Below are 20,932 nucleotides of genomic sequence, written 5' to 3'. Positions count from 1 at the left end.
AGGCCAAAAGAGTGACAACGCTGGAACAATGCATCGGGAATACCCCGCTGGTAAAATTACAACGACTGGCCGCCGCCGCGGGCAGCGAGGTTTGGGTCAAGCTGGAAGGCAATAATCCGGCGGGCTCGGTGAAGGATCGCGCCGCGTTGGCGATGATCCAGCAGGCGGAGCTGCGCGGCGAGATACGACCGGGCGACGTGCTGATAGAAGCCACCAGCGGCAATACCGGCATCGCGCTGGCGATGATCGCCGCGCTGAAAGGCTATCCGTTGAAGCTATTGATGCCGGAAAACATGAGCCAGGAACGCCAGGCGGCGATGCGCGCCTATGGCGCCGAACTGATCCTGGTCAGCCGCGAGCAGGGCATGGAGGGCGCGCGCGATCTGGCGCTGGAGATGCAGCGCCGGGGGCAGGGCAAGGTGCTGGATCAGTTCAATAACCTGGATAATCCTTATGCTCACTTCACCACCACCGGCCCGGAAATCTGGCGCCAGACCGAAGGCCGCATCACGCATTTCGTTTCCAGCATGGGCACGACCGGCACCATCACCGGCGTGGGCGGCTACCTGAAAAGCCAGAACCCGCAGGTGCAGATTATCGGCCTGCAGCCGGCGGAGGGCAGCAGCATTCCCGGCATTCGCCGTTGGGCGCCGGCCTATCTGCCGGGCATTTTCCGCCCGGATCTGGTGGATCAGGTGCTGGACATCGAACAGCGCGACGCCGAGCAGACCATGCGCCGGCTGGCGCAGCGGGAGGGCATCTTCTGCGGCGTCAGCTCCGGCGGCGCGGTGGCCGGCGCCTTGCGCATCGCGGCGGCCAACCCCGGCAGCCTGATCGTGGCGATTATCTGCGATCGCGGCGATCGTTACCTGTCCACCGGGGTCTTCGACTGAGGCTATTCCCGTTCCAGCGCGTGAATAGGATCCATCCCGGCGGCGCGTTTCGCCGGGAAAAAACCGAAGATCACGCCGATCAGCGTCGAGCAGGCGAAAGCGGCGACGATTGATCCGGCGGAATACACCATCGAGAAATTGCCGCTGAACTGGCTGAAGGCCAGGCCTATCGCCAGCGACAGCAGCACCCCCAGCGTTCCGCCCAGCAGGCAAACCAGCACCGCCTCGATCAAAAACTGCTGCATGATGTCGCCGGCGCGCGCGCCGACCGCCATGCGCACGCCGATTTCCCGGGTGCGCTCGGTCACCGACACCAGCATGATGTTCATCACGCCAATGCCGCCGACCACCAGCGAGATCAGCGCAATCATCGACACCAGCAGCGTCAGGGTGGCGGTGGTTTTCTCGATGGTCTGGCGAATGCTGTCGGTGTTCATGACGAAAAAGTCCTTGCTGCCGTGGCGTTGCTGCAGCAGACGGGTGACGCCGTCTTCGGCGCTGCCGAGATCGATATCGTCATTCACCCGTACGGTAATGCTCTTCAGGTAGCTCTGGCCGAGCATGCGCTTCATCGCGGTGGTGTAGGGGATCCAGACGCTCAGCGTTTCATCGCTGCCGAAGCCGCTTTGCTGCTTGGCCGCAATGCCGATGATGCGGCACGGCAGCGAGCCGAGCAGGATCACCTCACCCAGCGGATTGGCGCCGTCGGGGAACAACGCGTTGCGGGTGTTTTCGTCGATCACCGCTTCCTGCATCAGTCCCTCGACGCTGCGGCGATTAAAGGCCATGCCGCCGTCGATGCGGTAGCCGCGCACCACAAAATACTGCTCACCCACGCCGTTGACCGTGCCGCTGACCGACCGATTGCCGTAGCGCAAGGTGACGCTGCCGGCGACGGTGGGCGTCACGCTGTGCACATAGCCCTGCTGCGCCAGCGCGTCGGCGTCGGTGGCGCGCAGCGTCTGGATGGCGGAGGAGCGCATGTCGCCGAAGTCTTTGCCCGGATAGATCTCCAGCGTGCTGGTGCCCATGGCGTTGATATCCGCCAGCACCCGCTGCTGAGACCCCTTGCCCAGCGCGACCACCGAGACCACCGAGGCGATGCCGATGATAATGCCGAGCATGGTCAGCAGGGTGCGCAGCCGCTGCGACGCCATCGCCAGCAGCGCCATTTTGAACGCTTCGCGCAGCCGATCGCGCTGCGAGTGCCACCGGCCTGCGGCGGCGTGCGGCGTCTGCGGCAGGCGGGCGGCTGCCGCGGGCGTTTTCCGCCGATCGGCGACGATCGCGCCGTCGCTGATTTCGATGATCCGTTGGGCGTGTTCGGCTACCTGCATATCGTGGGTGACGATCACCACCGTGTGGCCGCGCGCATTCAGCGCTTTGAGGATCGCCATCACCTCCTGACCGCTGTGGCTGTCCAGCGCGCCGGTCGGTTCGTCCGCCAGGATCACCTGCCCGCCGTTCATCAGCGCCCGGGCGATGCTGACGCGCTGCTGCTGCCCGCCGGAAAGTTGGCTGGGGCGATAGTTCAGCCGCTCCTTCAGCCCCAGCCGCTGCAGCAGGTCCGCGGCCCGCTGCCGCCGCTCGGTGCGCGGGATGCCGGCGTACACCGCCGGCACTTCCACGTTGCCCAGCGCGCTCAGATCGCCCAGCAAATGATAGCGCTGGAAGATAAAGCCGAAGTGTTCCCGGCGCAGTTCGGCCAGGCTATCGCTGTCCAGCAGGGCGGTGCTGCGGCCGGCCACCCGATAATCCCCTGCGCTGGGGCGATCCAGGCAGCCGAGGAGGTTCATCAGGGTGGATTTGCCGGAGCCGGAGGCGCCGACGATGGCCACCATTTCGCCCCGGTCGATGCTGAGGTTGATTCCGCTCAGCACTTCGCTGGTCTGTTCGCCGGCCTGAAATCGGCGGCTGACGCCGCGCAGCTGCAGCAAAGGCGGTTGGCTCATGTTCACATCCCCATCGGCGGCGGGCCCATGCGCCGGGCGCCGCTTGACGCGCCGGCGCTGACCCGGCTGACGATGACCTTTTCGCCGGCCAGCAGACCGCTGACAATCTGCGCGTCGACGTTGTTGTTGATGCCGACCTTGACCGGGCGCCGGGCGACGTTGCCCCGTTCGTCGACCACCTCGACCTCGTCGCCGCGCAGCGCGGTGGCCGGGATCACCACCGCGCCTTTCGCCCGGCTCAGCACGATATACACCTGCGCGGTCATCGAAATGCGCAGGGCGCCGTCCGGGTTGGCGACGTCGAACAGCCCGACGTAGTAAATGGCGGTGCTCGACGAGGAAGACGAGCTGCTGGAGCTGGTACTGGTGCTGGATGAGGTGGTGTCGTCATTGATCGAATCCGGCGCCGGTTCGATGGCCCGCAGCCTGGCCCGATAGCGTTTGGCCGGTTCGCCGAGAATGGTGAAATAGACCGGCATGCCGGTTTTCACCTTCACCACGTCGGCCTCGGAGATCTGCGCTTCGATGGTCATGGTGTCCAGCTGCGCCACCTTGACGAGGGTCGGCGCGCTTTGCACGGCGTTCACCGTCTGGCCCGCTTCGACCGGCAACGCCACGATAGTGCCGTCGATGGGCGAGGTGATTTTGGTGTAGCCGAGGTTGACCTGCGCGGTGTTCACCGCGATTTTCGCCTGGACCGTCTGCGCATCCAGCGCTTCGATGTCGGCGCGGGTCGCCTCAAGCGCGGCTCTGGCGGCGTCGTAATCCGCCGGCACACCGACGCCGCGCGCCACTATGCTTCGCTGGCGCCGATAGCCGAGCTGGTCGTTGCGCAGCGTCGCCAGTTTTGAAGCGCGCTGCGCCCGTATGTTCTTCAATGCCGCTTCCGCGTCCTGCAGGGCGTTTTGCTGGGTTAAATCGTCGATCTCGGCCACCAGTTGCCCCTTGCGCACCCGATCGCCCAGCGCCACGTGCAGCGCTTTTATTTGGCCCGAGACCTGCGCGCCGACGCTGACCTGCTTCTGCGCCGCGAGCGTGCCGTCGGCCAGCACCGTTTGCTCCAGATCGCGCGTTTGCGCCACGGCGGTGATATAACGGGGGGCATCGGCGGCGCCCTGCGTTCTGAAGTAGAGAAATAGCGCGATAGCGGCCACAATAACCAGGGGCAGCAGATAGCGTTTTGGGCGTGACGACGAAGACATGAAAAAGAGCTTCCCTGGCATGATGCGCGGCAAAAATCGATACGCACTAATTTAGCGCGCCGCCGTTCGGGCTGCGGTTAAGTGGCGTTCAGGAATGTGTAAGGATTGAGTAAAACCGGCTGCGGACTGAACCAATAGGCGGGAAAATGATGAAAATCAGTGAAGGAGCAAGGCATGAAAATTTTATTGGTCGATGATGACCTGGAACTTGGCACCATGCTGAGTGAATACCTGACCGCCGAAGGCTTTAACGCCACTCTGGTGCTGACCGGCAAGGCCGGGGTAGAGGGCGCGTTATCGGGCGACTACACCGCGATGATCCTCGACATCATGCTGCCGGACATGAGCGGCATCGACGTGCTGCGCGACGTGCGCAAGAAAAGCCGCATGCCGATCATCATGCTGACCGCCAAGGGCGACAACATCGATCGGGTGATCGGCCTGGAGATGGGCGCCGACGACTATATGCCCAAGCCGTGCTATCCGCGCGAGCTGGTGGCGCGCCTGCGTGCGGTGCTGCGGCGGTTTGACGAGCGCCCGGACGAAGTGGACGACGAGATTGCCATCAGCTTCGGCGATTTGACGCTCAACCCTTCGACCCGCAGCAGCGAATGGCGCGGCAAGGCGTTCGACCTGACCGCCTCCGAATTCAATCTGCTGGAGCTGCTGCTGCGCGCGCCGGAGCGGGTGGTTTCCAAGGACGAGCTGTCCGAGAAGGGGTTGGGGCGCCCGCGTGAAGCCTACGACCGCAGCGTGGATGTGCACATCAGCAACATCCGCCAGAAGCTGGGCGCCTTGACCGACAACGCCCTGGGCATTGAAACGGTGCGCAGCATCGGTTATCGAATTCGCTAATGCCGATGCGCGGAAGACTCTTCTGGAAAATCCTGCTCGGCTTCTGGCTGACCTTCATCATCATGACGCAGGCGCTGTGGGTGGCGTTTTCCCTGTATGGCGATCGCTACGAGCCGCCGGAAAACGCCATGGCCCGCCGGGTGATTGGCCTGCAGCTGACCTCGGCGGCCACGCAGCTGCGCAGCGGCGGCATGCCGGCGCTGGAGGCGATGATGAAAGACTGGCCGGACGGCGACCGGCGGCTGTTGTCGATAGCGCCGATGGCGCAACCGCCGGCGCCTGACGCCGACGAGCCGGCTTTCGAAGGCCGCCGAATGCCGAAAACCATCAGCGCCTGGGGGCAGGACAAGGACGGCAAGGGCTACCTGCTGAGCTACGACGTGCGCAGCCTGCGGGAAGAATATCGGCCAAACCGGCGTTCGCACTTCTTCAATATTCCTGCGCCGATGCTGTGGGTCGGCGGGCTTGGCGGCCTGCTGTTCAGCGCGGTGCTGGCCTGGAACCTCACGCGGCCGATGCGCCAGCTGCGCGGCGGTTTGGACCGGGTGGCGCAGGGCGATCTGTCGGTGCGCCTGTTCCCGCAGATGCGCCGTCGGCACGATGAACTGTCCGAGGTGGCGCGCGATTTCGACACCATGGCCGAGCGGCTGCAGCTGCTGGTCAGCGACCGCGAGCAGCTGTTGCACGACGTATCGCACGAGCTGCGCTCGCCGCTGGCGCGCCTGCAGTTGGCTATCGGCCTGGCGCGGCAGAATGCCGGCAACGTCGAGAATTCGCTGCAGCGCATCGAGCATGAGTCGGGCAGGCTGGACAAAATGATCGGCGAACTGCTGGCGCTGTCGCGCGCCGAACACAGCCGGCTGCCGGACGAAGAATATTTCGACCTGTACGGCCTGGTGGATGCGGTGGTGAGCGACGCGCGCTACGAGGCGCAGGTTCCCGGCGTGGAGATCGTGCTGCAGGCCAATTCTGACGTGGAATATACCGTCAAGGGCAACGCCGAGCTGATGCGGCGCGCGGTAGACAACATCGTGCGCAATGCGCTGCGTTTTTCCGGCCAGGGGCAGCGGGTGACGGTGGCGCTGTCGCGCGTCGACCAGCTGTTCCAGATCGAAGTCAGCGATCAGGGGCCCGGAGTGGAGGAGTCGAAGTTGTCGAGCATCTTCGATCCCTTCGTGCGGGTGAAGTCGGCGCAGTCGGGCAAGGGCTACGGCCTGGGGCTGGCGATCACCCGCAAGGTGGTGCTGGCGCACGGCGGGCAGGTCGAGGCGCGCAACGGCGAAAAAGAGGGGTTAATCATTACCCTGCGCATCCCGCGCTGGCAATAATAGACTATCTTACTTGCCATTTTGAACTAGGGCAGTGCTCGCCTTCGTCACGTACTGCGTGTACGCTCCGAAGGCTGTGCGCTGTCCATGTTCAAACTGCCTGCGCCGATAACGTCTATTATCCGCGGTATGTCCAAAGGATTTCGAATTGCAGCTAGGCGGCAAGCGGGGGAATCCCCGGGAGCTTACTCCGGTAAGTGACCGGGGTGAGCACGTGCGGCCAACAACGCTGCGGTTCGAAAGACGAAGGGGATAAAAAAAACGGCGCCGAGGGCGCCGTTTTTCTTGCTCATTCGCGATTACTTCTTGATGCGGATGATCGGGGTCTCGCCTACGGTAACGCTGCCGGACAGTTTGATCAGCTCTTTGATCTCGTCCATGTTGGAGATAACCACCGGCGTCAGGGTCGACTTGGCTTTCTCTTCCAGCAACGGCAGGTTGAACTCGATAACGACGTCGCCTTTCTTGACGCGCTGGCCTTCTTCGGCGATGCGTTTGAAGCCTTCGCCTTTCAGCTCAACGGTATCGATGCCGAAGTGCACGAACAGCTCGATGCCGCTGTCGGATTCGATAGAGAAAGCATGGTTGGTTTCGAAAATTTTGCCGATGGTGCCGTCAACCGGCGCCACCATTTTGTTGCCGGCCGGTTTGATGGCGATACCGTCGCCAACGATCTTTTCAGCGAACACTACGTCCGGCACATCTTCGATGTTGACGATCTCGCCAGAAAGCGGAGCGACGATCTCGATAGTGCCCGTGTCTTTCTTGTCATCAGAAACCAGAGATTTCAGTTTATCGAACAAACCCATGATCTTCTCCTAAGCATTAAATTGGGCGGCGTTCCAGTGTCGTGGAAGTTTAGCAGAGCGTTTTTTCTTCGATGAATTTATTAACGCAATTCATCAGGTCTTGTGCCGTTGGCTGTGCCAAGGCCTGCGCTGCCAACGCCTTCACATCTTCGAAATTCGTGTTACGAATAATTTTCTTGATGCGCGGGATTGAAATCGCACTCATGCTGAACTCATCCAGCCCCATGCCCAATAACAACAGTGTAGCACGCTCATCGCCAGCCAGTTCGCCGCACATGCCGGTCCACTTGCCTTCCGCGTGAGATGCATCGATAACCTGTTTGATCAGGCCAAGCACTGATGGGGACATCGGGTTATAGAGATGAGAAATCAGCTCATTGCCGCGATCTACCGCCAGAGTATACTGGGTTAGATCGTTTGTCCCAATACTAAAGAAGTCGACTTCTTTCGCCAGGTGGTGAGCGATGACCGCCGCAGCCGGCGTTTCCACCATCACGCCCACTTCAATGGTCTCGTCAAACGCCTTGCCTTCTTCGCGCAGCTGCGCCTTCAGCGTTTCGATTTCGCCTTTCAAATCGCGCACTTCTTCCACGGAAATAATCATCGGGAACATGATGCGCAGTTTGCCGAATGCCGAGGCGCGCAGGATGGCGCGCAGCTGGGCGTGCAGAATTTCACGGCGGTCCATCGCGATGCGGATGGCGCGCCAGCCGAGGAACGGGTTCTCTTCCTTCGGCAGGTTCATGTAAGGCAGGTCTTTGTCGCCGCCGATGTCCATGGTACGGACGATCACGGCCTGCGAGCCCATGGCTTCCGCAACGGCTTTGTAAGCCTGGAACTGCTCGTCTTCGGTCGGCAGCGAGTCGCGGTCCATGAACAGGAATTCGGTACGATACAGGCCGACGCCTTCCGCGCCGTTGCGCTCTGCACCCGCGACGTCGCGCACGGTGCCGATGTTGGCGCAGACTTCAACCTGATGGCCGTCCAGCGTAATCGCCGGCAGGTCCTTCAGCTTGGCCAGATCGTTTTTCTCGGTGACGTACTGATTCTGGGCGGCTTTCAGCTGATCGATGACGTCAGCGGTAGGGTTAACGTAAATTTTGTTGTTAACCGCGTCCAGGATCAGGTAATCGTCGTTCTTCACCTGCTTGGTCACGTCGCTGGTGCCTACGATTGCCGGCAGTTCCAGGGAGCGCGCCATGATGGAGGTGTGGGAGGTACGGCCGCCGAGATCGGTGATGAAGCCCAGCACCTTGTCGAGGTTCAGCTGTGCGGTCTCGGACGGGGTCAGATCGGTGGCCACCAGGATCACTTCGTCCTGAATGGAGCTCAGATCGACGATCGGCATGCCCAGAATGTTCTGCAGCAGGCGTTTGCCGATGTCACGCACGTCGGCCGCGCGCTCTTTCAGATATTCGTCGTCCAGCTCTTCCAGCGCTTTCGCCTGGCCTTCGATCACGGTGTAGGCGGCTGCGTCCGCAGAGGCCAGATCGTCTTTGATTAGGGCTATGATTTCCTGCTCAAGCTCTTCGTCTTCCAGCAACATGATGTGGCCTTCGAAGATAGCTTCCTTCTCTTCGCCGAAGGTTTCGCCAGCTTTGGTCTTGATCGCTTCCAGCTGCTCGGACGCCTTAGCGCGGCCCGCCAGAAAACGTGAGACTTCCTGCTCTACTTGATCAGCAGAGATTTTCTTCCGGTTGATGACAATTTCATCTTCTTTCAGTAGGAGAGCCTTACCAAAAGCGATACCCGGTGATACTAAAATGCCTGAAATCATAACCCTACCTTACTCTTGACTGGTGTTAACTAAAAAGACGGGCCGATTACTCAAGCTCTGCCATCAGTTTTACCAAGTGCTCAACGGCTTTCTGCTCGTCTTCACCTTCAGCAGAGATGGTCACTACGGTCCCTTGAGTCAGCCCCAGAGTTTGCAGTTTGAACAGGCTTTTGGCGCTGGCGCTTTTGCCGTTGGAAGTCACGGTGATGTCAGACGTGAAGCCTTTGGCTTCTTTGACGAACTGAGCGGCAGGGCGAGTGTGCAGACCATTCGGAGCGGTAATAGTAACTTCTTGCTGGAACATTGATGTTTCCCCAACTTATTGGATTAATGTTGTGGAGCTAAAGTTTAGCCCACGAGCATCACTTTAGCTTGTCTGGTTAGCGCCTGACTATGGTACAGGGGCGAGCGTTGATGCAACAGAAAACGACGAATTAGGCACTTCAGATCAAAAAAATCTGGCTTCTGACGTCGTTTCAATCAGCTCCCCATTATGCCCGGTTTAACGCCTGCGCGACAAACGAGTAAATCGATTCAGCCTAAACCAGAACGGAGGGTGATTAATTTTGCGCATCGAAATAATGCACCGTTAAATACTAAAGCCCGCGGGCAAAATCAATCTTCGACTGCTATAAACTTTGATCCAGCCCACAAAAAAGCACCCCGGAAGGTGCTTTTTTAGCGTTTTGTGCACTGTTGGCATTACTGCTGCAATTCTTGCTCGGTGAACAGATCGGCGAACAGGGCGGTACTCAGATAGCGCTCGCCGGAAGACGGCAGGATCACCACGATGGTCTTGTCGGCAAAGTCGGCTTCTTCGGTCAGTTTCACCGCCGCCGCCACCGCCGCGCCGGAGGAAATGCCGGCCAGAATGCCTTCTTCATCCATCAGGCGGCGCGCCATGCTGATGGCTTCGTCGTTGGTGATCTGCTCGACGCGATCCACCAGGTCCAAATCCAGGTTGCCGGGAATAAAACCGGCGCCGATGCCCTGGATTTTGTGCGGGCCGGGCTTCAGCTCTTCGCCGGCCAGCGCCTGGGTGATCACCGGAGAATCGGTCGGCTCGACCGCCACGGTAGTGATGGCTTTGCCTTTGGTGTGCTTGATGTAGCGGCTGACGCCGGTCAGGGTGCCGCCGGTGCCTACGCCGGAGATAAATACGTCGACCGCGCCGTCGGTGTCTTCCCAGATTTCCGGGCCGGTGGTTTTTTCATGGATCGCCGGGTTGGCCGGGTTGCTGAACTGCTGCAGGATGATGTAGCGGTTCGGGTCGGTGGCGACGATTTCTTCCGCCTTGGCGATGGCGCCCTTCATGCCTTTCGCGCCCTCGGTCAGCACCAGGTTGGCGCCCAGCGCCTTGAGCAGCTTGCGGCGCTCGATGCTCATGGTTTCCGGCATGGTCAGCGTCAGCTTGTAGCCGCGCGCCGCGGCCACGAAGGCCAGCGCGATGCCGGTGTTGCCGCTGGTCGGTTCCACCAGCTCTTTACCGGCGGTCAGGATGCCGCGTTGTTCCGCATCCCAGATCATATTGGCACCGATGCGGCATTTGACGCTGAAGCTCGGGTTGCGCGATTCAACCTTGGCCAGAATGCGTCCGTTGCCGATACGGTTCAGACGAACCAGCGGCGTATGGCCGATCGTTAATGAGTTGTCTTCATATATCTTGCTCATAGCCCGTCCTTTAACTCTATGAAAATGTGGGGAACATCGAAAGCATACGCTAACAGTACCGGCAGGGAAGTAAAGAATTGGTATATCTATATGTTATTAGGAAATAAGTTTTAAGCACAATGATAAGGGCGCAAAATGCGCGCCCTGTAGAAGAATCAATCGGAGTTTGCCGCCAAAAACGGCTCAGGAACGGACGAATTGCGGGCGGTAACGGTCCACCCACATGGCGGTGGCGCCGCAAACCGCCACCGGCAGGATCACCAGATTGAGGATCGGGATCATGGTGAACAGGCTGACCAGCGCGCCGAACTGCAGGTTGTCGGTTTTGTGCCGGCGCAGCGCGCGGCGCATGTCGGCGAAGCTGACCTTATGGTTGTCGAACGGGTAATCGCAATATTGAATCGCCAGCATCCAGGCGCTGAACAGGAACCACAGCACCGGCGCCACCGTCTGGCCGATGCCCGGTATGAAGTACAGGATCAATAGCAGCAGCGCGCGCGGCAGGTAATACGCCAGCTTGCGCCATTCGCGCGCCATGATACGCGGCAAGTCTTTCACGATGCCGAAGATGCCGGTGTCCGGCAGCGGCTTGCCGGTCAGGCTGCCCTCCAGCTGTTCCGCCAGCAGCCCGCAGAACGGCGCGGCGATCAGGTTGGTGATGGTGCTGAACAGATAGCTGAACACCAGCAGCACCGACACGACCGCCAGCGGCCACAGCAGGTAGCTCAGCCATTGCAGCCAATGGGGGACGTGGCTCATCATCGCCGGGATCCAGTCGCCGAGCTGGCTGAACAGCCACCAAAAGGCGGAGCCCATCAGCAGCACGTTGACCAGCAACGGCAAGACCACATAGCGTTTAATCCCCGGGCGCGAAATCAGGCGCCAGCCTTCGGCGAAATAGTGAAAGCCGCTGGTGGATTTTGAAGGGGGCTGCGTATAGGACATATCTTAAGTTATCTCGTTGTCTGAACAGGCATCATTATCATATAGGGATGATTTTCTACTGGCTAGGGTAGGGTTGGCTGAAAAAACAGCAAAAAAAGGCAGTATAATCATCTTTATTGGCATAAAGTTCAGCACGGACTTGCACTTGTGTGCGCGGGCAAATAGAGTTAAAGAGTGAATGTTTGCCGCGGTGGCAATGTATTGGAACAACAGAGATAGCAATGATGCAGGATTTGCGTCTGATATTAATCGTTGTTGGCGCGATCGCCATAATAGCGTTGTTATTGCACGGTCTTTGGACCAGTCGTAAAGAACGCTCATCGCTTTTCCGCGATCGCCCAGCCAAACGTTCCAAAAAGGAACGTGAACAAACCCCGATCGACGATCTCGATGAAGGCGTGGGGGAGGTGCGTGTACGCGCCGCTCACCCGCAGGACGAGCCGACGTTTGGTCATCTTGATGCCGCACGCGAAGAACCCGTGGTTGCGCCCAAGCCCGCTCCGGCGGCTGAGCCTGCGCCACGTGCCGTTCAGCCGGCTGCTCATCAGACTCCGCCTCCGCTTTCGCAGCGGCCGGATTATGACGACATCCTGCTGGACAACTACGCGCAGGACGAAGACGACGAGCCGCAGCAACAGCCTGCGCCGCGCCGCGAGCCGCGCGTTGACGATCTGCCGCCTCCGGCGCCGCATGCCGCAGAACCGGCGTTCCACGCCGAACCTGCGCATCAGCCGCAGCCGGAAGTGAAACCGACGTCGGCCGCGCCCGAAGCGCAACCGGCTCCGGCGGCGCCGATTCCGGCCAAGCTGAAAGAAACCGTACTGGTGCTGCACGTCGCGGCCCATCAGGGCGGCGTGATCGGCGGCGAAGTATTGCTGCAGAGCGTGCTGCAGGCGGGCTTCCAGTTCGGCGAAATGGGCATTTTCCATCGCCATATCAGCCCGGCCGGCAGCGGCCCGGTGCTGTTCAGCCTGGCGAACATGGTCAAGCCGGGATCTTTCGATCCTGACATGATGTCCGATTTCTCCACGCCGGGCGTGTCGATGTTCATGATGGTGCCGTCTTACGGCGACGCCAATCAGAACTTCAAGCTGATGCTGCAGTCGGCGCAGCGCATCGCCGACGACGTGGGCGGCGTGGTGCTCGACGACGAACGCCGCATGATGACGCCGCAGAAGCTGGAAACCTACAAAGCGCGCATCCGTGAAGTGTTGGACAACAACGCCTGATCGGCTGCCACGCGCACTGAACGTCTATAATCCTAAAGCCCCCGCTAGTCGGGGGTTTTTTATCTTCGATGGTGAGCCATGGAATCGATAATCCAAAAAATCAATCAACTACGAGCCTCATTGCGCCATCACGAATACCAGTATCACGTGCTCGACGCGCCGGAAGTGCCGGATGCGGAATACGACCGCCTGATGCGCGAACTGCGCGAGCTGGAAAACGCCCATCCGGCGCTGATCACCGCCGATTCGCCGACCCAGCGGGTGGGCGCGGCGCCGCTGGCGGCCTTTGATCAGGTGCGCCATGAGGTACCGATGCTGTCGCTGGACAACGTGTTCGATGAAGAAAGCTTCCTTGCGTTCTACAAGCGCGTGCAGGATCGGCTGAAAAGCAGCGAGCCGCTGACTTTCTGCTGCGAGCTGAAGCTGGACGGCCTGGCGGTCAGCCTGTTGTACGAAGACGGCGAACTGGTGCGCGCGGCTACCCGCGGCGACGGCACCACCGGCGAGAATATTACCTCCAACGTGCGCACCATCCGCGCCATCCCGCTGCGGCTGAGCGGCGACAACATTCCGCGTCGGCTGGAAGTGCGCGGCGAAGTGTTCATGCCGCAGGCCGGCTTTGAGCAGATGAACGAAGAGGCGCGGCGCAAGGACGGCAAGATTTTCGCCAACCCGCGCAACGCCGCCGCCGGCTCGCTGCGCCAGCTCGATCCGCGCATCACCGCCAAGCGCCCGCTGACCTTCTTCTGCTACGGCGTCGGCCTGCTGGAAGGCGGCGAGCTGCCGCGCAGCCACTTCGCGCGGCTGATGCAGTTCCGGGCCTGGGGATTGCCGGTCAGCGATCGCGCGCAATGCTGCACCGGCAGCGATGAGGTGCTGGCGTTTTACCGCCAGGTGGAGCAGGACCGTGCGCAGCTCGGTTTCGACATCGACGGCGTGGTGGTGAAAATCGACGATATCGATCTGCAGGAAACCCTCGGTTTCGTGGCGCGCGCGCCGCGCTGGGCGACGGCGTTCAAATTCCCGGCGCAGGAACAGATTACGCTGGTGCGCGAAGTCGAATTTCAGGTGGGGCGCACCGGCGCCATCACCCCGGTGGCGCGGCTGGAGCCGGTGTTGGTGGCCGGCGTCACCGTCAGCAACGCCACCTTGCACAACGCCGATGAGATTGAACGCCTGGGCCTGCGCATTGGCGATACGGTGATCGTGCGCCGCGCCGGCGACGTGATCCCGCAGGTGGTGGGGGTGCTGGAAGACCGCCGCCCGCAGGACGCGCGCGAAGTGGTGTTCCCGCAGCACTGCCCGGTGTGCGGCTCCGACGTCGAACGGGTGGAGGGCGAAGCGGTGGCGCGCTGCACCGGCGGGCTGATCTGCGCCGCGCAGCGTAAAGAAGCGCTGAAGCATTTCGTTTCCCGCCGGGCGTTGGACGTCGAAGGCATGGGCGACAAAATCATCGAACAGCTGGTGGAAAAAGAATACGTCAAGAACCCGGCCGATCTGTTCCGCCTGTCCGCCGGCATTCTGACCGGGCTGGATCGCATGGGGCCGAAATCGGCGCAGAATCTGGTCAACGCGCTGGAGAAATCCAAGCAGACCACCTTCGCGCGTTTCCTGTATGCGCTGGGCATTCGCGAGGTCGGCGAATCGACCGCCGCCAACCTGGCTGCGCACTTCGGCTCGCTGGAGAAGCTGTTCGCCGCCGATATCGAGGCGCTGAAAGAAGTGCCGGACGTCGGTGAAGTGGTGGCGAAGCACACGCGTCATTTCCTCGACGAAGCGCTTAATCAAAAGGTTATCGATGAGCTGGTGGGCGCCGAAATCGGCATCAGCTGGCCGGCGCCGGTGGCGGTGGCGGCGGAAGAGATCGACAGCCCGTTCGCCGGCAAAACCGTGGTGCTGACCGGTTCGCTCAGCCAGCTGTCGCGCGACGAAGCCAAGGATCGCCTGACGGCGCTGGGCGCCAAGGTCAGCGGCAGCGTGTCGAAGAAGACCGATCTGGTGATCGCCGGCGAAGCGGCCGGTTCCAAATTGGCGAAGGCGCAGGAGCTGGGCATCGAAGTGATCGACGAAGCGGAAATGATCCGCCTGTTGGGGGCCTGATGGAAAAGGAAAACCTGCTGGAAATCGCCAACACCCCGATGCCGTTCGGCAAGTATCAGGGGCGGGTGCTGATCGACCTGCCCGAGGAGTACCTGCTGTGGTTCGCCCGCAAGGGCGAATTCCCCCAGGGCAAGCTCGGCATGCTGATGGAAATGACGCTGGCGATTAAAATCGAAGGGCTTGACCACCTGGTCAAGCCGCTGAAAAAGAGCTGAATGGACGGGCGCCAGCCCGTCTTTTTTTACCCGCGTGAAGCCTGTGAGTTCAACACCGCCTGCTTATCCTGCTGTTTGCGCTGGTACCTTTTGGCCAGCACCGCACAGGTCATCAGCTGCACCTGATGGAACACCATCAGCGGCAGCACCATAATGCCCACCGTCGCCGCCGGGAACAGGATGTTGGCCATCGGAATGCCGTTGGCCAGGCTTTTCTTCGAACCGCAGAACACGATGGTGATCTCATCCGCCTTGCTGAAACCCAGCCAGCGCGCCATGTAGGTGTTCACCAACAGCACGAGGGTCAGCAGCAGGATGCTGCCGCCGACGATGAAAGCCAGCGAGCCGATGCCCACCTGGTGCCAGATGCCGTGCGTCACCGCCTCGCTGAAGGCCGAATAGACCACCAGCAGAATGGAGGTCTGATCGGTTTTGCCGATAAGCTTGCGGTTGCGCTCGATCCATTTGCCGATCAGCGGCCGCGACAGGTGGCCGGCGACAAACGGCACCAGCAGCTGCAGCACGATGGAGCCCACCTGCTGCAGGCTGCCGGTTTCGCCGTGCACGTTCATCAGCAGGCCGACCAGCAGCGGCGACACGAAGATCCCCAACAGGCTGGAAGCGGAGGCGCTGCACACCGCCGCCGCCACGTTGCCGCCCGCCAGCGAAGTGAAGGCGATGGCGGATTGCACGGTGGCGGGCAGGATGCACAGATAGATAAAGCCGGAATACAGCTCGGGGCTGACGTCGATCGGCGACCACCATTTAAACAGCACCCCCAACGCCGGGAAGATGATGAAGGTGCTGAACATCACCCACAGATGCAGCCGCCAGTTGTTGCTGCCGGCCAAAATGGCCTCGCGCGACAGTTTGGCGCCGTGCATGAAGAACAGCAGGGCGATGGCGGCGATGGTCAGGGTATTCAGCCAGCCGACAAACTCGCCGCGCGCCGGCAGGAACGAAGCCAGCAGCACGGTGGCGATCAGCGTTAAGGTAAAGCGGTCGGGCAGAAATCTCATGGCGGCGTACTCGCAGCAGAAAATCGATAGGCGTATTCTCCCGCGGCGGGATATAATAATTAAATTGATTTATTTAATTAATTTATGAAAAAAACACATGAATTATTCACTCAAGCAGCTAAAGGTCTTCGTCGCCATCGCCCGGCACGGCAGTTTCAGCCGCGCCGGCGAAGCGATAGGCCTGACTCAGTCGGCGGTCAGCCACAGCGTGAAGGAACTGGAAGCGGAGGTCGGCGTGCGCCTGCTGGACCGCACCACCCGCGAAGTGGTGCTGACCGACGCCGGCCGGCGGCTGGCCAACCGGGTCGAACGGCTGCTGGACGAGCTGCAGGCGTCGTTGCTGGATGCGCGCAGCTTCGGCGTGCAGCGCAGCGGCACGGTGCGGGTGGCGTCGAGCCAGACCATCTCCGCGCACCTGATGCCGCAGTGCATCGCCGCCGGCGAGCGGCAGTATCCGGAGATCCGCATCATGCTGCGCGATCAGGCGCAGCAGCAGGTGCTGCACAGCATCCGCAACGCCGAGGTGGATTTCGGCATCGTGGTCGATCCGGTGCAGGCGGTGGATCTGGATTGCGAGCCGGTGTTGCACGAACCTTTCCTGCTGCTGTGTCGTAACGATCATCCGTTCGCCGCGCAGCCTGAGGTGCATTGGTCGGCGCTGAACGGCTGCCGCCTGGTGCTGCAGGATTACGCCTCCGGCAGCCGGCCGCTGATCGACAGCGCGCTGCGTCAGCAGGGCGTCGAGGCGCCGGTGGTGCAGGAAATCGGCCACCCGGCGACGTTGTTCCCGATGGTGGCGGCGGGCATCGGCATCAGCATTTTCCCGGCGCTGGCGTTGCCGCTGCCGGAAGGCGGGCAGCTGAAGGTGCGGCGGCTGGTGCCGGAAATCAATCGCGCGCTGATGCTGGTGCGGCGCAAGAACCGCTCGCTGACGCCGGCGGCGGAGGCCATCTGGCAGGTGGTGCGCCAGCAGGCGGCGCTGCTGCAGCAGCAGCGCCAACAACAGGCGGATTACTGAGTCAGATATAGACATCCACGGCGTTGAGCGCGGTCGGGCGATTGACGCTCTCCCTGAGCCCTGACATCGCTGCTCGGGGTATCGGCAGCGGCGGCTAAAACTTTACCTGCCGCAGGCGCGGCCAACGCGCCAACCAGCCTTTTTCGGCCACCCGCCGTTGATAGGCGCTCAGATCGCCGTTTTTGGCGTTGAAGGTGATGCTGTCATTGAACAGCGCATCGAGGCCGAAGGGCGCCACCAGCGTGAGACTGTCGTCGGCGTTCAGCCGCACGCCGATCGCCGTTTCCACCTCGGTCCAGAAGCTGATGGCGTCCTCGCTGTCGCGGTACGGCGCCCGGCCGCCGCGCAGGTGCATGCGCGCCTGATTCTTCACCGACCAGGGCTGCGGCAGCCACTGCTGCAGGCGCGCTTCCAGCATGCGATCGCGTTCGGCCTCCGGCCGCTGCGGGTCGAAATGAATCACGTCGATATCGTTGAGCGGCGTGGCGTCGGCATAGCCGTGCCGCCGATCCCACACCAGATTGCGCACGAACCCGGCGCCCAGACACCAGTCGTTCAGGCCGAGCCGGCGCGCGGTGCGCAATGCGATCATTCTTTGGTTATCTTGCTGTAACCACAGGATAATTTGTTGTTGCCTATCCATTATCTCTCCTTTGCTGCGGCTACTGTACTCCGCCGCGCCCGCCGGCGGAAGCGCATGCATGATTTCAGTGCAGCCCGGCTGGCGCTGCCTTTGGGTTAACGGGCTGATTTTATGCGGAAAACAAAAAACGCCGCCGACTGACTACACTTGGTACAGGGTTTGCAACATAACACCCTCAACCAGGCAACAGGGGACGCTATGTATCAGGCAACGCTTGGCCGACGCGGCTACCGTTTTAGCGACTTGCGCCAACTGATGGCCAAGGCTTCGCCGGCGCGTTCCGGCGACTATTTGGCGGAAGTGGCGGCGGAAAGCGCCGAAGAGCGGATGGCGGCGCGCATCGCGCTGGCGGATCTGCCGCTGAAGGTTTTTCTGCAGCAGCCGCTGGTACCTTACGAGCAGGATGAGGTGACGCGTCTGATCGTCGACGGCCATGACGCCGCGGCCTTTGAGCCGATTTCCCACCTGACGGTCGGCGACTTCCGCGACTGGCTGCTGAGCGAGCAGGCGGACAGCGCCATGCTGGCGCAGGTGGCCGCCGGCATTACCCCGGAGATGGCGGCGGCGGTGAGTAAAATCATGCGCAATCAGGACCTGATCCTGGTGGCGAAGAAGTGCCGGGTGGTGACGCGCTTTCGCAACACCCTCGGCCTGCCGGGCCACCTCAGCGTCAGGCTGCAGCCCAATCACCCGACCGACAGCCTGCAGGGCATCGCCGCCAGCATGCTCGACGGGCTGCTGTACGGCAGCGGCGACGCGGTGGTCGGCATCAATCCCGCCAGCGACAGCCTGCCGCTGCTGGAAAAACTCAACTACATGCTGGACGAGGTGATCCAGCGCTTCGCCATTCCCACCCAGTCCTGCGTGCTGACCCACGTCACCAACACGCTGCGAATGATTGAACACGGCGCGCCGGTGGATCTGGTGTTTCAGTCGATCGCCGGCACCGAGGCGGCCAACCGCGGCTTCGGCATCAGCCTGGCGTTGCTGGCCGAGGCGCAGCAGGCGGCGCTGAGCCTCAACCGCGGCACGCTCGGTAATAACGTCATGTATTTCGAAACCGGGCAGGGCAGCTGCCTGTCGGCCAATGCGCATCACGGCGTCGATCAGCAAACCTGCGAAGCGCGCGCCTATGCGGTGGCGCGCCATTTCTCTCCGCTGCTGATCAACACCGTGGTGGGGTTTATCGGCCCGGAATACCTGTATGACGGCAAACAGATCATTCGCGCCGGGCTGGAAGATCACTTCTGCGGCAAGCTGCTCGGCCTGCCGTTGGGCTGCGACGTGTGCTATACCAACCACGCCGAGGCCGATCAGGACGACATGGATACCCTGCTGACGCTGCTGGGCACCGCCGGCCTGACCTTCCTGATCGGCGTGCCGGGGGCGGACGACATCATGCTCAATTACCAGAGCACCTCGTTCCACGACGCGCTCTACATTCGCGAGCTGCTGGGGCTGAAACATGCGCCGGAGTTCGCCGTGTGGCTGGCGAAAATGAACATCATCGACGATCGCGGGCGGCTGCGCGACACCGCCGCCAATCATCCGCTGTTGCTGGCGCTGCAGGGAGAAAGGCCATGAAAAAACCGGTACACCTCAACGGCTGGGACGCGCTGCGCGCCTTTACCGACGCGCGCATCGCCCTGGGGCGCACCGGCGCCAGCCTGCCGACCGACGCGCTGCTGCGTTTCGGGCTGGCGCATGCGCAGGCGCGCGACGCCGTTCATCAGCCTTTCGACAGCGATCGCCTGGCGCAGGCGTTGCAGGACGACGGCTGGTCAACGTTGACCGTGCACAGCCAGGCGGAAGATCGCGCCGCCTACCTGCGCCGGCCGGATCGGGGGCGCCGGCTGGCGCCGGACAGCCGCAAACTGTTGCTCGGCCTGCCGCAGCAGGGGGCCGACCTGCTGCTGGTGGTGGCGGACGGCCTGTCTTCCACGGCGGTGCATCGCCAGGCGCTGCCGCTGCTGCGGGCGCTGCGGCCTTATCTTGACGCGTTGGGCGTTTCCTTGGCGCCGCTGGTGCTGGCGCATCAGTCGCGGGTGGCGCTGGGGGACGACATTGGCGAGTGCCTGCGGGCAAAGGCGGTGGCTATCCTGATTGGCGAGCGGCCGGGCCTGTCGTCACCCGACAGCCTGGGCATTTACCTGACCTGGGGGCCGAATACCCAAAGAAGGGAGTCCGAACGCAATTGCATCTCCAACGTGCGCCCGGAAGGGCTGGGCTATCCGCAGGCGGCGTTCAAGCTGGCATGGTTGCTGGAGCAGGCCTTGCAGCGGCGGCTGACCGGCATTGAATTGAAGGACGAAAGCGACAACCCGGCGCTGTATGGGCGGGTGACGCCGCTTCACTCCCAGCTGGGCGGCTGACCGATGCCCTGCTGCAGCAGGGTGATGAAGGCCGCCAGCCGGGCGGAGACTTTCGCTACCGGCCGCAGCAGGTAGATGCCCTGTTGTTCGTCGCGCGGGTCTTCGAGCAGCCGCAGCAGCCGCCCGTTTTGAATGTCCGGCCCCACCACCCAGTTAGGCAGAAAAGCGATGCCCACGCCGAGCAGCGCCGCCTGGCGTTGGGCGGTAAAGTCGTCGCAGCGCAGCACCATGCTGCAGCGGCTCATCAGCGGTACGCTGAGGATCTGCGCCCAGCAGGCCGGCTGCTGTTTGTGGTAGCGGGCGATCAGCCGGTGATGCGGCAGGGCCTCCAGACTGGCCGGCCGGCCATAGCGGGCGACATAACCGGGGCTGGCGCACATCGCCCAGCGTTGGGTGGCGATGCGGCTGGCGTACAGCCCGCTGTCTTTCTGTTCGCCGATGCGGATGGCGGCGTCCAGCAGTTCCTGGGTCGGATCGGTGTGGCGTTCGGTCAGATCCAGATCGACAAACAGCCGCGGGCAGCGTTCGGTCAGCGTCGGCAGCAGCGGCAGAATATAGGTTTTGCCGAAGGTCGGCAGGCAGCTGATGCGCAGCGTGCCCTGCGGCGTATCGCCCAGCGCGCTCAGCTCGGCGTGGATGCCGGTAATATTCGCCAGCAGCGACGCGGCGCGCGTCAGCAGCAGTTCGCCGGCGTCGGTCAGCATCAGGCCGCGGGTGGAGCGGATAAACAGCCTGGCGCCAAGCGCGGCCTCCAGCGCGTCGATATGGCGCACCAGAGAAGAGGGCACCATGCCCAGTTTGCGCGCGGCGGCGGAGAAGCTGCCCAATCGGGCCACGTCGAGAAAAATCGGCAGATGTTCAACATAACGGGCATCATTCATTTTTGCATTATATGCAAAAGCGT

Annotated in this window: 19 protein-coding genes; 9 read left to right on the top strand and 10 right to left on the bottom strand. The window is 62.0% G+C overall.

All coding sequences use genetic code 11. The features are described from left to right. Positions 1-11 precede the first annotated feature (11 nt). The gene (cysM, locus tag CKW09_RS17920; protein WP_095100246.1) at positions 12-893 is read left to right on the top strand and encodes a cysteine synthase CysM; all 882 of its coding nucleotides are present in this window, start codon (positions 12-14) and stop codon (positions 891-893) included. A gap of 2 nt (positions 894-895) precedes the next feature. Here cysM and CKW09_RS17915 read toward each other — a convergent pair whose 3' ends face one another. Both CKW09_RS17915 and CKW09_RS17910 read right to left on the bottom strand, forming a co-directional pair. Then, on the bottom strand, positions 896-2,845 hold the full coding sequence (locus tag CKW09_RS17915) for a MacB family efflux pump subunit (protein ID WP_167387255.1): 1,950 nt from the start codon (positions 2,843-2,845) through the stop codon (positions 896-898). 2 nt (positions 2,846-2,847) lie between these two features. Then, positions 2,848-4,047: an efflux RND transporter periplasmic adaptor subunit gene (locus tag CKW09_RS17910; protein ID WP_061799347.1), complete on the bottom strand. Its 1,200-nt coding sequence runs from the start codon at positions 4,045-4,047 to the stop codon at positions 2,848-2,850. Positions 4,048-4,221: 174 nt separating this feature from the next. Between CKW09_RS17910 and CKW09_RS17905 the strand changes: the two genes are divergently transcribed. Continuing rightward, the gene (locus CKW09_RS17905) at positions 4,222-4,902 is read left to right on the top strand and encodes a response regulator transcription factor (RefSeq protein WP_061799345.1); all 681 of its coding nucleotides are present in this window, start codon (positions 4,222-4,224) and stop codon (positions 4,900-4,902) included. A gap of 5 nt (positions 4,903-4,907) precedes the next feature. After that, entirely contained in the window at positions 4,908-6,230 is a 1,323-nt protein-coding gene (locus tag CKW09_RS17900) for an ATP-binding protein (protein WP_061799410.1), read from the top strand. A gap of 299 nt (positions 6,231-6,529) precedes the next feature. Here the strand turns inward: CKW09_RS17900 and crr are convergent, their stop codons facing one another. The 5 genes from crr to cysZ all read right to left on the bottom strand — a co-directional run bounded on the left by crr (position 6,530) and on the right by cysZ (position 11,432). Beyond that, positions 6,530-7,039, bottom strand: a complete 510-nt coding sequence (gene crr / locus CKW09_RS17895; RefSeq protein WP_004936467.1) for a PTS glucose transporter subunit IIA — start codon at positions 7,037-7,039, stop codon at positions 6,530-6,532. A gap of 49 nt (positions 7,040-7,088) precedes the next feature. Then, entirely contained in the window at positions 7,089-8,816 is a 1,728-nt protein-coding gene (ptsI, locus tag CKW09_RS17890) for a phosphoenolpyruvate-protein phosphotransferase PtsI (protein ID WP_061799344.1), read from the bottom strand. Positions 8,817-8,862: 46 nt separating this feature from the next. Then, positions 8,863-9,120: a phosphocarrier protein Hpr gene (gene ptsH / locus CKW09_RS17885; RefSeq protein ID WP_004936458.1), complete on the bottom strand. Its 258-nt coding sequence runs from the start codon at positions 9,118-9,120 to the stop codon at positions 8,863-8,865. Between the two features lie 398 nt (positions 9,121-9,518). Next, entirely contained in the window at positions 9,519-10,487 is a 969-nt protein-coding gene (gene cysK, locus CKW09_RS17880; RefSeq protein ID WP_061799342.1) for a cysteine synthase A, read from the bottom strand. A gap of 183 nt (positions 10,488-10,670) precedes the next feature. Next, the gene (cysZ, locus tag CKW09_RS17875) at positions 10,671-11,432 is read right to left on the bottom strand and encodes a sulfate transporter CysZ (protein WP_061799341.1); all 762 of its coding nucleotides are present in this window, start codon (positions 11,430-11,432) and stop codon (positions 10,671-10,673) included. A 221-nt stretch (positions 11,433-11,653) separates the two neighbouring features. Here cysZ and zipA point away from each other — a divergent pair, with 221 nt between their 5' ends. From zipA to CKW09_RS17860, 3 genes are all read left to right on the top strand, one after another. Further along, on the top strand, positions 11,654-12,661 hold the full coding sequence (gene zipA / locus CKW09_RS17870) for a cell division protein ZipA (RefSeq protein ID WP_061799338.1): 1,008 nt from the start codon (positions 11,654-11,656) through the stop codon (positions 12,659-12,661). A 78-nt stretch (positions 12,662-12,739) separates the two neighbouring features. Beyond that, on the top strand, positions 12,740-14,761 hold the full coding sequence (ligA, locus tag CKW09_RS17865; RefSeq protein ID WP_061799337.1) for an NAD-dependent DNA ligase LigA: 2,022 nt from the start codon (positions 12,740-12,742) through the stop codon (positions 14,759-14,761). Continuing rightward, on the top strand, positions 14,761-14,976 hold the full coding sequence (locus CKW09_RS17860) for a DUF3820 family protein (protein ID WP_061799336.1): 216 nt from the start codon (positions 14,761-14,763) through the stop codon (positions 14,974-14,976). Before ligA ends, CKW09_RS17860 begins: the two co-directional genes overlap by 1 nt. 26 nt (positions 14,977-15,002) lie before the next feature. On the opposite strand, the gene CKW09_RS17855 is transcribed toward CKW09_RS17860, so the two are convergent. Continuing rightward, a complete protein-coding gene (locus CKW09_RS17855) occupies positions 15,003-15,995 on the bottom strand; it encodes a bile acid:sodium symporter family protein (RefSeq protein WP_095098624.1) in 993 nt (330 codons plus the stop codon). Between the two features lie 97 nt (positions 15,996-16,092). Here CKW09_RS17855 and CKW09_RS17850 point away from each other — a divergent pair, with 97 nt between their 5' ends. Continuing rightward, a complete protein-coding gene (locus CKW09_RS17850; RefSeq protein WP_061799331.1) occupies positions 16,093-17,013 on the top strand; it encodes a LysR family transcriptional regulator in 921 nt (306 codons plus the stop codon). Between the two features lie 94 nt (positions 17,014-17,107). Here the strand turns inward: CKW09_RS17850 and CKW09_RS17845 are convergent, their stop codons facing one another. Continuing rightward, positions 17,108-17,656 carry a nucleotidyltransferase family protein gene (locus CKW09_RS17845; protein WP_095098621.1) on the bottom strand — a complete coding sequence of 183 codons (549 nt, stop codon included), beginning with the start codon at positions 17,654-17,656 and terminating at the stop codon, positions 17,108-17,110. 198 nt (positions 17,657-17,854) lie between these two features. On the opposite strand from CKW09_RS17845, the gene CKW09_RS17840 reads away from it, so the two are divergent. Both CKW09_RS17840 and eutC read left to right on the top strand, forming a co-directional pair. Continuing rightward, positions 17,855-19,240, top strand: coding sequence for an ethanolamine ammonia-lyase subunit EutB (locus CKW09_RS17840; RefSeq protein WP_095098618.1), 1,386 nt, complete (start codon positions 17,855-17,857; stop codon positions 19,238-19,240). After that, positions 19,237-20,028, top strand: a complete 792-nt coding sequence (gene eutC / locus CKW09_RS17835; RefSeq protein ID WP_061799325.1) for an ethanolamine ammonia-lyase subunit EutC — start codon at positions 19,237-19,239, stop codon at positions 20,026-20,028. The genes CKW09_RS17840 and eutC overlap by 4 nt, the downstream gene beginning before the upstream one ends. Here the strand turns inward: eutC and CKW09_RS17830 are convergent. Next, a complete protein-coding gene (locus CKW09_RS17830) occupies positions 20,007-20,909 on the bottom strand; it encodes a LysR family transcriptional regulator (protein ID WP_061799324.1) in 903 nt (300 codons plus the stop codon). The genes eutC and CKW09_RS17830 overlap by 22 nt on opposite strands. Positions 20,910-20,932 lie beyond the last annotated feature (23 nt).

Source organism: Serratia ficaria (assembly GCF_900187015.1).
GTDB classification, from domain to species: Bacteria; Pseudomonadota; Gammaproteobacteria; order Enterobacterales; family Enterobacteriaceae; genus Serratia; species Serratia ficaria.
This window is presented reverse-complemented; position numbering and strand designations above follow the sequence as displayed.